At 46.4% G+C, this 14,945-nt stretch carries 14 protein-coding genes and 2 pseudogenes; 13 read left to right on the forward strand and 3 right to left on the reverse strand.

The annotated features are described in order from the left end of the window. The 7 genes and pseudogenes from FQZ95_RS08750 to FQZ95_RS08775 form a co-directional block, all read left to right on the forward strand. Positions 1 to 1,155, forward strand: a 1,155-nt coding sequence (locus FQZ95_RS08750; RefSeq protein ID WP_202384117.1) for a polymorphic toxin type 34 domain-containing protein, incomplete at its 5' end; no start/stop codon positions are given. A 20-nt stretch (positions 1,156 to 1,175) separates the two neighbouring features. Beyond that, positions 1,176 to 2,018 (forward strand): HEAT repeat domain-containing protein, encoded by an 843-nt coding sequence (locus FQZ95_RS08755; RefSeq protein WP_001544187.1) that lies wholly within the window; start codon positions 1,176 to 1,178, stop codon positions 2,016 to 2,018. Between the two features lie 29 nt (positions 2,019 to 2,047). Next, positions 2,048 to 3,003 (forward strand): annotated as a pseudogene (locus tag FQZ95_RS08760) (RHS repeat-associated core domain-containing protein); the annotation flags it as partial. Positions 3,004 to 3,014: 11 nt separating this feature from the next. Next, positions 3,015 to 3,488: a sel1 repeat family protein gene (locus tag FQZ95_RS08765; protein ID WP_032185457.1), complete on the forward strand. Its 474-nt coding sequence runs from the start codon at positions 3,015 to 3,017 to the stop codon at positions 3,486 to 3,488. 33 nt (positions 3,489 to 3,521) lie between these two features. Then, positions 3,522 to 3,740: pseudogene (locus FQZ95_RS26960) on the forward strand (RHS repeat-associated core domain-containing protein); the annotation flags it as partial. Then, complete coding sequence (locus FQZ95_RS08770) at positions 3,670 to 4,116, forward strand: tlde1 domain-containing protein (protein ID WP_231347612.1); 447 nt, start codon at positions 3,670 to 3,672, stop codon at positions 4,114 to 4,116. The pseudogene FQZ95_RS26960 and the gene FQZ95_RS08770, both read left to right, overlap by 71 nt. 4 nt (positions 4,117 to 4,120) lie before the next feature. Further along, the gene (locus FQZ95_RS08775; RefSeq protein ID WP_022646265.1) at positions 4,121 to 4,642 is read left to right on the forward strand and encodes an Imm57 family immunity protein; all 522 of its coding nucleotides are present in this window, start codon (positions 4,121 to 4,123) and stop codon (positions 4,640 to 4,642) included. A 455-nt stretch (positions 4,643 to 5,097) separates the two neighbouring features. Here FQZ95_RS08775 and FQZ95_RS08780 read toward each other — a convergent pair whose 3' ends face one another. Both FQZ95_RS08780 and FQZ95_RS08785 read right to left on the reverse strand, forming a co-directional pair. Then, positions 5,098 to 6,234: an HlyD family secretion protein gene (locus tag FQZ95_RS08780; RefSeq protein WP_000364939.1), complete on the reverse strand. Its 1,137-nt coding sequence runs from the start codon at positions 6,232 to 6,234 to the stop codon at positions 5,098 to 5,100. A 2-nt stretch (positions 6,235 to 6,236) separates the two neighbouring features. Next, a complete protein-coding gene (locus FQZ95_RS08785) occupies positions 6,237 to 6,599 on the reverse strand; it encodes a DUF3302 domain-containing protein (protein WP_000479624.1) in 363 nt (120 codons plus the stop codon). A gap of 536 nt (positions 6,600 to 7,135) precedes the next feature. On the opposite strand from FQZ95_RS08785, the gene mtlA reads away from it, so the two are divergent. From mtlA to mtlR, 3 genes are all read left to right on the forward strand, one after another. Beyond that, positions 7,136 to 9,049, forward strand: a complete 1,914-nt coding sequence (mtlA, locus tag FQZ95_RS08790; protein ID WP_000093242.1) for a PTS mannitol transporter subunit IICBA — start codon at positions 7,136 to 7,138, stop codon at positions 9,047 to 9,049. A 229-nt stretch (positions 9,050 to 9,278) separates the two neighbouring features. Next, the gene (gene mtlD, locus FQZ95_RS08795; protein ID WP_039020883.1) at positions 9,279 to 10,427 is read left to right on the forward strand and encodes a mannitol-1-phosphate 5-dehydrogenase; all 1,149 of its coding nucleotides are present in this window, start codon (positions 9,279 to 9,281) and stop codon (positions 10,425 to 10,427) included. Next, positions 10,427 to 11,014, forward strand: a complete 588-nt coding sequence (gene mtlR / locus FQZ95_RS08800) for a mannitol operon repressor MtlR (RefSeq protein WP_000228261.1) — start codon at positions 10,427 to 10,429, stop codon at positions 11,012 to 11,014. Before mtlD ends, mtlR begins: the two co-directional genes overlap by 1 nt. A gap of 10 nt (positions 11,015 to 11,024) precedes the next feature. Here mtlR and yibT read toward each other — a convergent pair whose 3' ends face one another. Next, positions 11,025 to 11,234, reverse strand: coding sequence for a protein YibT (gene yibT, locus FQZ95_RS08805; protein ID WP_000517099.1), 210 nt, complete (start codon positions 11,232 to 11,234; stop codon positions 11,025 to 11,027). Between the two features lie 283 nt (positions 11,235 to 11,517). On the opposite strand from yibT, the gene FQZ95_RS08810 reads away from it, so the two are divergent. The 3 genes from FQZ95_RS08810 to FQZ95_RS08820 form a co-directional block, all read left to right on the forward strand. Next, a complete protein-coding gene (locus tag FQZ95_RS08810) occupies positions 11,518 to 11,880 on the forward strand; it encodes a YibL family ribosome-associated protein (RefSeq protein ID WP_000665680.1) in 363 nt (120 codons plus the stop codon). A gap of 572 nt (positions 11,881 to 12,452) precedes the next feature. Beyond that, positions 12,453 to 13,136, forward strand: a complete 684-nt coding sequence (locus FQZ95_RS08815) for a DUF3251 domain-containing protein (RefSeq protein WP_160530098.1) — start codon at positions 12,453 to 12,455, stop codon at positions 13,134 to 13,136. A gap of 43 nt (positions 13,137 to 13,179) precedes the next feature. Further along, a partial coding sequence (locus FQZ95_RS08820; protein ID WP_272917192.1) for an ESPR-type extended signal peptide-containing protein occupies positions 13,180 to 14,945 on the forward strand: 1,766 nt, incomplete at its 3' end.

Below are 14,945 nucleotides of genomic sequence, written 5' to 3' on the forward strand. Positions count from 1 at the left end.
TACGACCCGCTGGGCCGCAGGGTGGCAAAACGGGTGTGGCGGCGTGAACGGGACCTGACGGGCTGGATGTCGCTGTCCCGGAAACCGGAAGTGACCTGGTACGGCTGGGATGGCGACCGGCTGACCACGATACAGAACGACAGAACCCGCATCCAGACGGTATACCTGCCGGGAAGTTTCACGCCACTCATCAGGGTTGAAACCGCCACCGGTGAACTGGTGAAAACGCAGCGCCGCAGCCTGGCGGATGCGCTTCAGCAGTCCGGCGGCGAAGACGGTGGTGATGTGGTGTTCCCGCCGGTGCTGGTGCAGATGCCCGACCGGCTGGAAAGTGAAATCCTGGCTGACCGGGTGAGTGAGGAAAGCCGCCGCTGGCTGGCATCGTGCGGCCTGACGGTGGAGCAGATGCAAAACCAGATGGACCCGGTGTACACGCCGGCGCGAAAAATCCACCTGTACCACTGCGACCATCGCGGCCTGCCGCTGGCGCTTGTCAGCACGGAAGGGGCAACAGAATGGTGCGCAGAATACGATGAGTGGGGCAACCTGCTGAATGAAGAGAACCCGCACCAGCTGCAGCAGCTCATCCGCCTGCCGGGTCAGCAGTATGAGGAGGAGTCCGGCCTGTATTACAACCGCCATCGCTATTATGACCCGCTGCAGGGGCGGTATATCACTCAGGATCCGATTGGACTGAAGGGGGGATGGAATTTTTATCAGTATCCGTTGAATCCAGTTACGAATACAGATCCTCTGGGGTTAGAAGTTTTTCCTGGACCATTCCCCTTGCCAATTCCATGGCCAAAAAGCCCTGCACAGCAGCAAGCAGATGATAATGCTGCAAAAGCATTGACAAAATGGTGGAACGATACAGCATCACAAAGAATATTTGACTCTCTAATATTGAATAATCCGGGACTAGCATTAGATATAACAATGATAGCTTCTCGTGGAAATGTTGCAGACACAGGGATAACTGATCGTGTCAATGACATAATAAATGACAGATTCTGGAGTGATGGGAAAAAACCCGACAGATGTGACGTACTTCAGGAACTAATTGATTGTGGTGATATTAGTGCTAAAGATGCAAAAAGCACACAGAAAGCCTGGAATTGTCGTCACTCCAGACAGTCAAACGATAAAAAAAGATAGCCTTTATGGAGGTTCCTGCAATGTCAAATACATACCAGAAAAGAAAGGCAAGTAAAGAGTATGGTTTATATAATCAATGTAAGAAACTAAATGATGATGAATTATTTCGCTTACTTGATGATCACAATTCCTTGAAAAGGATTTCATCTGCCAGAGTATTACAGTTAAGAGGTGGGCAAGACGCTGTTAGATTGGCAATTGAGTTCTGCTCTGATAAAAATTATATCCGTAGAGATATCGGAGCATTTATACTCGGGCAAATAAAAATTTGCAAAAAATGCGAAGGTAATGTGTTTAATATTTTGAACAATATGGCATTGAATGATAAGAGCGCTTGCGTTCGAGCTACGGCAATCGAGTCAACGGCTCAGCGATGCAAGAAAAACCCAATTTATTCACCTAAAATAGTAGAACAATCTCAAATTACTGCTTTTGATAAATCGACTAATGTCAGACGTGCTACAGCATTTGCTATTTCTGTTATCAATGATAAAGCAACAATTCCACTATTGATTAATCTGTTAAAAGATCCAAATGGAGATGTCAGAAACTGGGCCGCATTTGCAATAAATATCAATAAATATGATAATAGTGATATTAGGGATTGTTTTGTGGAGATGCTTCAGGATAAAAATGAGGAAGTCCGTATTGAAGCAATAATCGGACTTTCCTACAGAAAAGATAAAAGGGTTTTATCTGTTTTATGCGATGAGTTAAAAAAAAATACTGTTTATGATGATATCATTGAAGCTGCGGGTGAATTAGGTGATAAAACGCTACTTCCTGTTTTAGATACTATGTTGTACAAGTTTGATGACAATGAAATTATAACTTCCGCTATTGATAAGCTGAAGCGTTCATAGCGTGAGTTGCCTATGCACAGTGGGGTATTCCCGCCGGCACGGTGCAGATGCTCGACCGGCTGGAAAGTGAAATCCTGGCTGACCGGGTGAGTGAGGAAAGCCGCCGCTGGCTGGCATCGTGCGGCCTGACGGTGACGCAGATGCAAAACCAGATGGACCCGGTGTACACGCCGGCGCGAAAAATTCACCTGTACTACTGCGACCATCGCGGTCTGCCCCTGGCGCTTGTCAGCACGGAAGGGGCAACAGCGTGGTACGCAGAATATGATGAATGGGGCAACCTGCTGAATGAAGAGAACCCGCATCAACTGCAGCAGCTCATCCGGCTGCCGGGGCAGCAGTATGATGAGGAGTCCGGCCTGTATTACAACCGCCACCGCTATTATGACCCGCTGCAGGGGCGGTATATCACTCAGGATCCAATTGGGCTGAAGGGGGGATGGAATTTTTATCAGTATCCGTTGGATCCGGTCATAAATGTAGATCCGCAAGGTTTGGTTGATATAAATTTATACCCCGAAAGTGATCTTATCCATTCTGTAGCTGATGAGATTAATATCCCAGGCGTTTTCACAATCGGGGGGCATGGTACCCCCACATCTATTGAATCCGCAACGCGCAGTATCATGACAGCTAAAGATCTAGCATATCTAATTAAATTTGATGGGAATTATAAAGATGGGATGACAGTTTGGTTATTTTCTTGTAATACAGGTAAAGGACAAAATTCATTTGCTAGCCAATTAGCTAAAGAGTTACATACAAATGTAATAGGACCTGACACGCTATGGACGTGGTGGGGCGAGGAACTAATGGTAAGTTAAAAATGGATACAGTGCTAACAGCACCAACGAACCTTAATTCAAATAAGGATCTTATGGCTATAACAACAAAAGACCTTGGTAATTGGATAACATATGGGCCATCTGGGCACCCCATTTCTAATATGCAAGGTACGCCAGAAAAACCCAGTGATATAAGATAGGTTGTAGATGTATGAAAGCATGCTTGTTACTATTTTTTTATTTCTCTTTTATTTTTCAATTGCATGGTGCTGATGTGAAAATAAAACAAAACGAAAGTATGATGGGGTCTACAGCAATGACCTATGATTTAAGTGAAGAAAAGTTGATGAAACTGAAGTATAAATCACAACATGGTGATTCAGAGGCATCATTTCGACTATATCAATATTACTGCTTTACTAAAAATAACATTTACAAACAATTGCGATACTTAGAAAGATCAGCATCTCAGGGGAATGTTACAGCGCAGTTTAATTATGGAGTTTTTTTATCGGATACAAATCCAATATTATCAGAATATTATAATTTGAATAAAGCTATTTATTGGATGGAATTCGCTGTAAATAACGGTAATATTGATGCAAAGAGCAAACTTCAAGAGCTCAAAAAGCTAAAGCTAAAGCTAAAGCGAATGGATAGAAGGAAGAATAAGGAGAATCCGTAAAAGCAATAATTCATCAGACTGCCGCAGCAGTAGTATGATGATGAATCAGGGCTGTACTATAACTATTATCGGTAACATTAACCGCAGCAGGGGCGGTATAACACTCAGGCTCCGATTGGGCTGGAAGGTAGGTGGAATTTTTATCAGTATCCTTTGAACCCGATTTCTGGAATCGATCCCCTTGGGATTAGCCACCTGTTTATACAGCATAACTTTAGGTATGCTTTCGTGTGTTTCAGATATACCAGGTGATGATAATTCTTATGGTGTGCTTACTATTTCAGTCGCCTCTGGTAATAATGGTAATAATATGCAATGTAAAAATAATCCTGGTTGTACACACTTACAAAATAGAGGCCCAATACCTCAAGGGGTATGGACCTGGAATGTTAATGGTCCTGGAGCAACTAATAGAAAACCTAATGGTATACGTTTAGTACCGTCAGCAAATACAGAAACGTATAATCGTGATGGATTTTTAATACATAGTTGTTTAAACGCTTTTGGTCCATCTTTAGGACCTCGATTCTGTTCCGAGGGTTGTATAACTGGTTCATCTAATGACATGCAAAAATTAAATGAGCTAATATTTTCAGAGCCAGATAACACATTAACAGTGACGGACTAGAAATATGGCAAGGTTATTAACAATTGTGCTTTTTTTCTCTATTTCTGCGAATGCAGTTACTGTAAACCAATTTCAGAGAGAGTTGGATTTGGCAGACAAGGCAATATTATGGGCACTAATATCAGCCAGTACCCAAGAGGGACGAAAAGCGTGTTCACTTAGCTATTTTTCATGTAAAGCCGCAGAGGCTGAACTCGGACTGGCATATATGGCTGCTAATGATAACAAGGCATTTCTCACATCCTTATCTAGAATAATGATGTACAAAATAGATGCTGGACTTTCCGAATCTTATACATGCTATTTATTAAGCAAGGGAAAGATCATAAGACCATATCTGAAGAATCTAAATCCACACCAACTTGTCGCTGATTGCATTGAAACTGTAAATAAAATAAAAGATAAAAATAAAAAAATCATTGATATAGATTCAGTTAATATTTGCAATGATAATAAAAATATAAATTGGAGAGTTAATAGTACTATTGTAGCCATTGATGATTCTATAAAATGCATCGATGAATAATAACTTAATTATATTTAAAAATATATTAATAACTCACTCTCCAGGAGTTTTTTTAACTTAGTGTTATAATGAATACGATAATTAAAAGTGAAGAGAAAAATAGTTGTATACATATATTCCATGAACCTACATTGTGATCTATAAATTATATATTTTTAAATGTGACAGCCATTCTTCAGATAATAAAACCATCATCGCAATAGATGGAAAAGCACTCCAGCACTTTTTTGATTAGCATCGTCGCAGAGGAACAATTCATAATCATTGCGATCTCGACGATGTATAGTCTGATCCTGCGGCAGATCAAGACGGATAAAAAATCCAATGAGTTCACACTCATCCCGAACTTATTAACATAATGAATATTAAAGAAAAATCATCACAGCCGATGAAATAATATGCAAAAATAATTAGTCCTTACAAGGAGCAAAGTTCCATAATATCCCCCGCCCCCCTCAATGATCCAAATAAAGATAATGCATCCAACTGGTCATTCTTAGCAGCACCTTCCGCATCACCGAAACATGGCTGAAATGGTCGGAGTAAACTGCCACCTGGGCGTAGATGCCGTCGGGTAAGGCATCGATATCATCGTTAGGGTCCAGTTCAATGGTTCCCAGCACACCGTCCGTGCCGGGCACGACCGTTAATGATTGCAATACCCCTTGCGCCTGATACGAACCGCCTGGCACGACAGGTAAAATACTAGTCAGTTTGCCGTGGAATACCTGCCCAGGTAGCGCATTAAACACTACTTCCGCATCATCACCTGGTTTCAGACGTAACAGCGAGTTTTGCCGAAATTGGGCGACAATTTGCCGTTTTTGCTCAGGGATGAAAACCATTACCGGACGCAACGGCAAGGCAGCTGCGTATGTACCTGGGCGGATCAGCACCTGAGTGACGTAGCCATTGCTCGGCGCGCGAATGACGGTCTGCTCAAGGTTATATTTTGCTTCAGTAAGTTGCGCCCTTAAGCTGACAATCTGCGACTGCTCACCGTTAACCATACTGTCGAGCTGGCTCTGGATTTGCGCCTGTTCCGCCACCGAACCTTTCACCAGCGCATCCTGCGCGAGAAAATTCTGCCGCGCATCGTCGATATCACGTTCTGAGAACGGATTTACCGCCGCCTGGCTGCCTTTCAGGTAACGTTGATAATTTTTAAACAAGCGGTCACGCTCCGCTGAAACCTGGGTGGTATTGGCTTGCGCTTCAGTGAGCTGCGCGCGCAGTGTCTTTATATTATGCGTCGCCGTCATCAGGTCAGCCTGAAGTCTGTCAACTCGCGCCTGGTAACGAACCGGGTCGAGTTTAAAAAGCACCTCGCCCTTTTGAATAAGCTGATTATTCTTGTCAGTGACTTCAGTCACGATCCCCGTCACCTGTGGCGTGATGGGAATAGCAATCACCGCTTTCTGTGCGGTAAAAGTGTAAGGGTGGTTGTAGTTCATCAACAAAATCAAACCACTCACCAGAAACACGCCTCCCAGCGCCGCCGTCGCCAGCGTCCACTGATTTACCGGAATGCGGAAGATTTTAAAGACCGCCCACGCCAGCGCCACGTAAGTTAAAACAATCAACAGATCCATAATTAGATCTCCGGGAACGTGGAATAGTCAGTCTTTTTCTCGGCGGCGAGTTGATGCTCCAGCCGGGAAATTCGGTCAGAAAGTGCGGCGATTTCCGGGTCAGTCGCTTTCTCCTGCGACGCAACATGTGACTGCATACCCCAGCCACGCTCCGGTTGATAGAGCGTCGCCCAGATCCACAGGAACGGCCAGATAACATGCAGAGTAAACAGGCTCACCCAGCCCGCCGTATGAATAGCGTCGGCATGGGGGTGATTGCGCTTTTTGGCAATCAGATAAGGGATGTCATGTATCGCGATGATTCCATAAAAAATCACCAGAAAGACGAAGATCAGCACTCCCAACGCGAAATAGTTTAGAAACATATCTGCCTCGGATTCACGTTTATCGGTGTTGTTTTTTGGCTGGCAGCCAGAAGGGAGTCAGGCTGATATTTTGACAATAATTCGGGTTCGCGATTCTCGCCATAACACCAAAGAATAATTTTTAGAGGTGATGAGTTGCTTAGTTACATAACGATTTTATGACGAAGGCATAACATGCTGCAGATCACATCAGGTGAACGCCGTAAGAAAATATCTTGTGATTCAGATCACAAAGATTCAACAAACTAACAAAACAAAAATGTGACATTACTCACATTTAAATGCCATTATTAGCGAAAATCGCCGTCTTGTTGCTTTTTTACACAAGTATTTTGTGATGCACATCACGTCAATTACCTCTCTACCCCCTATATTTATGTGACCTATATCACACAAAAAGCCGTCGACTGGACAGTTAACCGATTCAGTGCCAGATTTCGCACTATCAACAAGGTCCGGCTACCTCTGCCGCCACATTAACAAAAAACCTCGGGCTTCCAGCCTGCGCGACAGCAAACATAAGAAGGGGTGTTTTTATGTCATCCGATATTAAGATCAAAGTGCAAAGCTTTGGTCGTTTCCTCAGCAACATGGTGATGCCAAATATCGGCGCGTTTATCGCGTGGGGTATCATCACCGCGTTATTTATTCCAACAGGGTGGTTACCGAACGAAACGCTGGCGAAGCTGGTCGGGCCGATGATCACTTATCTCCTGCCACTACTGATCGGTTATACCGGTGGTAAGCTGGTAGGCGGCGAACGTGGCGGCGTAGTCGGTGCCATCACTACAATGGGCGTTATCGTCGGCGCAGATATGCCGATGTTCCTCGGTTCTATGATTGCAGGTCCGCTGGGCGGCTGGTGCATTAAGCACTTCGACCGCTGGGTAGACGGTAAGATCAAATCCGGTTTTGAGATGCTGGTGAATAACTTCTCCGCTGGCATCATCGGGATGATCCTCGCTATTCTGGCGTTCCTCGGCATTGGTCCAATTGTTGAAGCCCTGTCCAAAATGCTGGCTGCGGGCGTTAACTTCATGGTTGTCCATGACATGCTGCCGCTGGCGTCTATCTTTGTTGAACCGGCGAAAATCCTGTTCCTCAACAACGCCATTAACCACGGTATCTTCTCGCCGCTGGGTATTCAGCAGTCCCATGAACTGGGTAAATCCATCTTCTTCCTGATTGAAGCTAACCCAGGTCCGGGTATGGGTGTTCTGCTGGCGTACATGTTCTTTGGCCGTGGTAGCGCTAAACAGTCTGCGGGCGGTGCGGCAATCATTCACTTCCTGGGGGGTATCCACGAAATCTACTTCCCGTATGTGCTGATGAATCCGCGTCTGATTCTGGCCGTTATCCTCGGCGGTATGACTGGCGTGTTCACGCTGACTATCCTGGGCGGTGGTCTGGTTTCTCCGGCATCTCCGGGTTCTATCCTTGCGGTACTGGCGATGACGCCAAAAGGTGCTTACTTCGCTAACATCGCGGGTGTGTGTGCGGCTATGGCAGTCTCCTTCGTTGTCTCTGCCATTCTGCTGAAAACCAGCAAAGTGAAAGATGAAGATGATATTGAAGCAGCAACTCGTCGTATGCAGGACATGAAAGCTGAGTCTAAAGGTGCGTCTCCGCTGTCTGCGGGCGATGTGACTAACGACCTGAGCCACGTCCGTAAAATCATCGTTGCCTGTGATGCCGGTATGGGTTCCAGTGCGATGGGCGCAGGTGTGCTGCGTAAGAAAATTCAGGATGCAGGTCTGTCGCAGATTTCTGTTACTAACAGCGCGATCAACAACCTGCCGCCAGATGTGGACCTGGTCATCACTCACCGTGACCTGACCGAACGCGCTATGCGCCAGGTTCCGCAGGCACAGCATATTTCGCTGACCAACTTCCTCGACAGCGGCCTGTACACCAGCCTGACCGAACGTCTGGTTGCTGCCCAGCGCCATACTGAAAACGAAGTAAAAGTGAAAGACAGTCTGAAAGACAGCTTTGACGATTCCAGTGCTAACCTGTTCAAGCTAGGCGCGGAGAACATCTTCCTCGGTCGCAAAGCGGCCACCAAAGAAGAAGCGATTCGTTTTGCTGGCGAGCAGCTGGTGAAAGGCGGTTACGTTGAGCCGGAATACGTTCAGGCGATGCTGGATCGTGAAAAACTGACCCCGACTTATCTGGGTGAGTCCATCGCGGTGCCACACGGTACGGTTGAAGCAAAAGATCGCGTACTGAAAACGGGCGTGGTGTTCTGCCAGTACCCGGAAGGCGTGCGCTTCGGTGAAGAAGAAGATGACATTGCCCGCCTGGTGATTGGTATTGCTGCCCGTAACAACGAGCACATTCAGGTGATCACCAGCCTGACCAACGCACTGGATGATGAGTCCGTCATCGAGCGTCTGGCGCACACCACCAGCGTAGATGAAGTACTGGAACTGCTGGCAGGTCGTAAGTAATCCAACCCCACTCTCTCCACATGGAGACGGTGGGGCTAATTGCCTGATGCGCTACGCTTATCAGGCCTACAAAACAAAGCACAATTTGTTGAATTTGCACGTTCTTGTAGGCCGGATAAGGCATTTACGCCGCATCCGGCGCGGCCCCTCTCCTCACGGAGAGGGTTTGGGTGAGGGAAAAGCCTCACCCCAGCCCTCTCGGGTAAAAACATTGATGAAGGTTAATACTATGAAAGCATTACATTTTGGCGCAGGTAATATCGGTCGTGGCTTTATCGGTAAACTGCTGGCAGACGCGGGTATCCAACTGACGTTTGCCGATGTCAATCAGGTGGTACTTGATGCCCTGAATGCCCGTCATAGCTATCAGGTTCATGTAGTCGGTGAAACCGAGCAGGTAGATACCGTTTCTGGCGTCAATGCTGTCAGCAGCATTGGTGATGATGTCGTTGATCTGATTGCTCAGGTTGATTTAGTCACTACCGCCGTGGGCCCGGTTGTGCTGGAACGTATTGCTCCGGCAATCGCCAAAGGGCTGGTGAAACGTAAAGAACAAGGTAATGAATCCCCACTGAACATTATCGCCTGTGAAAACATGGTACGCGGCACCACGCAACTGAAAGGCCATGTGATGAACGCTCTTCCTGAAGAGGCCAAAGCGTGGGTCGAAGAACACGTTGGCTTTGTGGACTCTGCCGTTGACCGCATCGTACCGCCTTCCGCTTCGGCAACGAACGATCCGCTGGAAGTGACAGTCGAAACCTTCAGCGAATGGATTGTCGATAAAACCCAATTCAAAGGTGCACTGCCGAACATCCCAGGCATGGAGTTAACCGACAACCTGATGGCATTTGTTGAGCGTAAACTCTTCACCCTGAATACAGGTCATGCTATAACCGCGTACCTCGGAAAACTGGCGGGTCATCAGACCATTCGTGACGCAATTCTCGACGAGAAAATCCGCGCGGTAGTAAAAGGGGCGATGGAAGAAAGTGGCGCTGTACTGATTAAGCGTTACGGTTTTGACGCGGACAAACATGCGGCGTACATCCAGAAAATCCTTGGTCGTTTTGAGAACCCGTATCTGAAAGACGATGTAGAGCGCGTAGGCCGTCAGCCGCTGCGTAAACTGAGTGCTGGCGACCGCCTGATCAAGCCACTGCTCGGAACGCTGGAATATGGTCTGCCACATAAAAACCTGATTGAAGGTATTGCCGCTGCAATGCACTTCCGCAGTGAAGATGATCCGCAAGCTCAGGAACTGGCAGCACTGATTGCCGACAAAGGCCCGCAAGCCGCACTGGCGCAGATTTCCGGCCTTGATGCTAACAGCGAGGTTGTATCCGAGGCGGTAACCGCTTATAAAGCAATGCAATAATGGTGGACCAGGCGCAGGACTCCCTGCGCCCGAATAACAGATTGTCAGATATGCAGGCAACAATGGAACAAACCCAGGCCTTTGAAAACCGTGTGCTTGAGCGTCTGAATGCTGGCAAAACCGTGCGAAGCTTTCTGATTACCGCCGTCGAGCTTTTGACCGAGGCGGTAAATCTTCTGGTGCTTCAGGTATTCCGCAAAGACGATTACGCGGTGAAGTATGCTGTAGAACCGTTACTCGACGGCGATGGCCCGCTGGGCGATCTTTCTGTGCGTTTAAAACTCATTTACGGGTTGGGTGTCATTAACCGCCATGAATATGAAGATGCGGAACTGCTGATGGCATTGCGTGAAGAACTAAATCACGACGGCAATGAGTACGCCTTTACCGACGACGAAATTCTTGGCCCCTTTGGTGAGCTGCACTGTGTGGCGGCATTACCACCGCCGCCACAGTTTGAACCCGCAGACTCCAGTTTGTATGCAATGCAAATTCAGCGTTACCAACAGGCTGTGCGATCAACAATGGTCCTTTCACTGACAGAGCTGATTTCCAAAATCAGCTTAAAAAAAGCCTTTCAAAAGTAAGTACTTTCGCTTACTTCTCCTCTACCTGTTTCGGCCGATAAAGCCGACGATAATACTCCAGACGTTGTAGATATAACGGCACGCTTTCATCAGGTATTCCGGACGGAATCGCATTGCGGGGAGGAAGTTTTTTCAGATACTCCCGGAACGCCTGGCTCGATGCCATGAAATCTACAGCTTTATCGATAAGAAGCGGAACGTTTTCACCTAATTTGCCCATGATGATATCTCCGTATTACCCCGCGTCGGGAATGCGCGGCCGCCAATTTTAGTTTAGATCCCGGTATAAATGACATTAAGGAAAACGTGCTCAATCCTCAATAATGATCCTCTTCTGTTGTCTATCTTTTTTCTTTAAATTTCCTAATTAATCAATAGATTGGGTGATTTTCAAACACATTAATGGTTACAATCTGGAACTATTACAATGCCATCTGTTGTGAACAAAGCACCTGGTCGCGCATACTAGAGGCTATAAATTTATCTCTATCAGAAGTCATCACATGAAAGAAGTCGAAAAAAACGAAATCAAACGTCTCAGCGATCGCCTGGACGCTATCCGCCATCAGCAGGCTGACCTGTCACTGGTTGAAGCCGCAGATAAATATGCCGAACTGGAAAAAGAAAAAGCCACGCTGGAAGCCGAAATTGCTCGCCTGCGTGAAGTTCACAGCCAGAAACTCAGTAAAGAAGCGCAAAAACTGATGAAAATGCCCTTCCAGCGCGCGATTACCAAAAAAGAGCAGGCTGATATGGGCAAGCTGAAGAAAAGTGTTCGCGGACTGGTAGTTGTGCATCCGATGACCGCGCTGGGCCGCGAAATGGGCCTGCAAGAGATGACCGGATTCTCTAAGACCGCATTTTAAGTACCTGTCTCACCGCTGTAATCACAGCCTCTCACGATTTACTCGCTCCTGCTGGCACATGCAGGAGCCTGATACCAGATATCGGATATCTTTAACATTCTTATCACTATTGCTTCCATCTCACCGGCTCTTTGAAGCGCATATTACAGGCTAAATTCTGAAATTATGGTATGGAATAAAAAAGTGATATATAAGCGATAACAATGAATTAATGCACATTAATGCCTGTAACAGCCATTAATTATATATATTAATCGCTCAGCATCACACACTTCCCAAGAAAACATCACCATGATGAATATTAATATTTCTCCTGGTCGGTGTTTTCATCCGGTGAAACATTTGACATTGATTGACATCGATCATTAAAATCCGCGCGATTAATATTATTGGCTACAATCTGAAATTGTCTGACATTTAATGTCATATTCGCACTACCAATTAATACAACAATTAATAGAAAAAGTCTCTTATAAATTTATACAGAGTATATTTTCACTCGAATCATTCATAAAAAGGATGATTACGCCGTAACAGTTAACGTATCGGGATCATGAAAAGGAATTCACCCTATGAGCATCAAAAAAGCACTATTAAGCATGTTTATAACATTGCCACTCTGGGTATTGACTGGGTGTGACTATATTGAGAAAGCGAATCTGATCGACGATCTTGCCAAACAGCAAGAATTGCAAAAAAGTAAAATAGAGATTCTTGAAAAAGAACAAGAACAATATAAAAGAAAAATAGAAATTATTGAAAATCAACAAATTAATATTGCAAACACCACTAAAGTGCTGGCGGGTGTAGTAAAGGCGGTCAAAGACAAACAGGACGAATTTGTCTTCACCGAATTTAACCCAGCACAAACAAAATACTTCATTTTAAACAATGGCTCGGTTGGTTTGGCAGGCCGGGTGCTGGCTATTGATGCGGTTGAAAATGGCAGTGTTATTCGTATTTCGCTGGTCAACCTATTAAGCGTTCCCGTATCAAATATTGGCTTTCAAGCTACATGGGGCAATGAAAGACCCACCGATGCCAAAGCGCTGGCAAAGTGGCAGCAACTGCTTTTTAACACCACCATGAACTCCACACTGCAATTAATGCCTGGTCAATGGCAAGACATTAATCTGACATTAAAAGGCGTTTCGCCTAATAACCTGAAGTATCTGAAGTTGTCCATCAATATGGCCAATCTCCAGTTCGACACTGTTCAACCTGCTGAAACCCGGCAGCGGAAAAGCAAAAAATAAATGCAGCTTCTGCGCTTATATCAAGGAATAGAGAGCATCACGAATGAACAAAATATTTAAAGTTATCTGGAATCCGGCCACCGGGAGTTACAGCGTTGCAAGCGAAACGGCGAAAAGTCGTGGGAAAAAGAGCGGGCGCAGTAAGCTCATGCTGGCGACGGTGATTGGTATCAACAGCCTGGCGTTTTCATTCAGCGCATCCGCACAGTTAGTGGGGAAAGATACTGGTCGTGGCGTTGATTATGGTCAGGGTACAGGAACAGGCTGGGTTGCTGTCGGTGAGGATGCAAGAGCAAATGCTTATACAGACACCGGTGGTGGCTCCAGTACCGCAGTGGGTTATCAGTCAAACGCCGAGGGAAGATGGTCAACAGCCATCGGCGGTAAGACTCATTCGATTGGCGAAGCATCAATGGCGTTCGGGATTAATACCACCTCAATAGGCCAGCGAAGTCTCGCTATGGGCGCATCGACAACGTCAACAGGTGACTATTCAATCGCATTTGGTCGTTATGCGGAATCAATAGGCGAATTTTCTATTGCACAAGGTGATAGCGCGAAAACAGGTGCTGATAAAGCCATCGCAGTAGGACATGGGAGCAAAGCCTTAGGAATAATGAGTATCGCCCTCGGTGACACTGCCAATGCCTCGAAAGAATATTCTATGGCACTGGGAGCAAATAGTGCAGCTAACGGCACAGACAGCCTCGCTTTAGGCAGACAATCTCTCGCCAGCGCAGCAAACGCGATTGCGATTGGCGCTGAGACCGAAGCCGCTGAAAATGCAACGGCAGTGGGTACTAAAGCGGAGGCAAATGGGCTTAACAGTATCGCGTTGGGCTCCGGGAGTATTGCAAATACCGATAACACGATTGCTCTGGGTAATCAAAGCCAGGCAATCGCTGCGGGCGCCATTGCCATCGGTCAAGGTAATAAAGCTGACGGCGTAAATGCAATCGCACTGGGAAATGGGAGTATTACCGGTGGGGCAAATGCCATTGCTCTTGGACAAGGCAGTTATGCCGGTTTAGAAAATGGCATTGCAATTGGTGCTCAGGCCACTGCTCAAGGTAAAAATTCAATTGCTCTGGGTGCTGGTTCTGTCGCGACTGAAGCGGATACTGTCTCCGTGGGAGACACAACAGCTCAGCGAAAAATTGTCAATATGGCAAAAGGTGATATCGACAATAACAGTACTGATGCCATCAATGGATCACAGCTTTATGCTATCAGTAAGTCAGTAGCAGATAATCTTGGTGGAGGAGCGACCGTCAATTCGCAGGGCGTCGTGACTTCCCCAAATTACAGACTGAAAAATGGTATTTATGGCAATGTTGGCGACGCCTTAGCGGATCTAAACACGAATACGATACAATGGGACTCCCTCAAAAAGGGATTTAGTGCGGCACATGGTACAGATGCCACCAGCAAAATCACTAACGTCACCGCTGGCGACCTTTCCGCCACAAGTACCGATGCCGTCAACGGTTCTCAGCTGAATACCACTAACGATAACGTGGCGACTAACACCACCAACATCACTAACCTGACTGATACGGTGACTAACCTCGGTGAAGACGCCCTGAAATGGGACGATGCCGCAGGCGCATTCACCGCTGCACACGGCACCAACGCCACCAACAAAATCACTAACGTCACCGCTGGCGAGCTCTCTGACACCAGCACCGACGCCGTTAACGGTTCTCAGCTGAAAACCACTAACGATAACGTGGCGACTAACACCACCAATATCACTAACCTGACTGATACGGTGACTAACCTCGGTGAAGACGCCCTGAAATGGGACGA

This window comes from Escherichia sp. HH41S (assembly GCF_009820115.1).
GTDB classification, from domain to species: domain Bacteria; phylum Pseudomonadota; class Gammaproteobacteria; order Enterobacterales; family Enterobacteriaceae; genus Escherichia; species Escherichia coli_F.

Coding starts and splice junctions, on each gene's coding strand:
- mtlD (WP_039020883.1), top strand. CDS start 9,279: ATGAAAGCATTACATTTTGGCGCAGGTAATATCGGTCGTGGCTTTATC.
- mtlR (WP_000228261.1), top strand. CDS start 10,427: ATGGTGGACCAGGCGCAGGACTCCCTGCGCCCGAATAACAGATTGTCA.
- FQZ95_RS08780 (WP_000364939.1), bottom strand. CDS start 6,234: ATGGATCTGTTGATTGTTTTAACTTACGTGGCGCTGGCGTGGGCGGTC.
- FQZ95_RS08785 (WP_000479624.1), bottom strand. CDS start 6,599: ATGTTTCTAAACTATTTCGCGTTGGGAGTGCTGATCTTCGTCTTTCTG.
- FQZ95_RS08775 (WP_022646265.1), top strand. CDS start 4,121: ATGGCAAGGTTATTAACAATTGTGCTTTTTTTCTCTATTTCTGCGAAT.
- yibT (WP_000517099.1), bottom strand. CDS start 11,234: ATGGGCAAATTAGGTGAAAACGTTCCGCTTCTTATCGATAAAGCTGTA.
- FQZ95_RS08765 (WP_032185457.1), top strand. CDS start 3,015: ATGAAAGCATGCTTGTTACTATTTTTTTATTTCTCTTTTATTTTTCAA.
- FQZ95_RS08810 (WP_000665680.1), top strand. CDS start 11,518: ATGAAAGAAGTCGAAAAAAACGAAATCAAACGTCTCAGCGATCGCCTG.
- FQZ95_RS08755 (WP_001544187.1), top strand. CDS start 1,176: ATGTCAAATACATACCAGAAAAGAAAGGCAAGTAAAGAGTATGGTTTA.
- FQZ95_RS08815 (WP_160530098.1), top strand. CDS start 12,453: ATGAGCATCAAAAAAGCACTATTAAGCATGTTTATAACATTGCCACTC.
- mtlA (WP_000093242.1), top strand. CDS start 7,136: ATGTCATCCGATATTAAGATCAAAGTGCAAAGCTTTGGTCGTTTCCTC.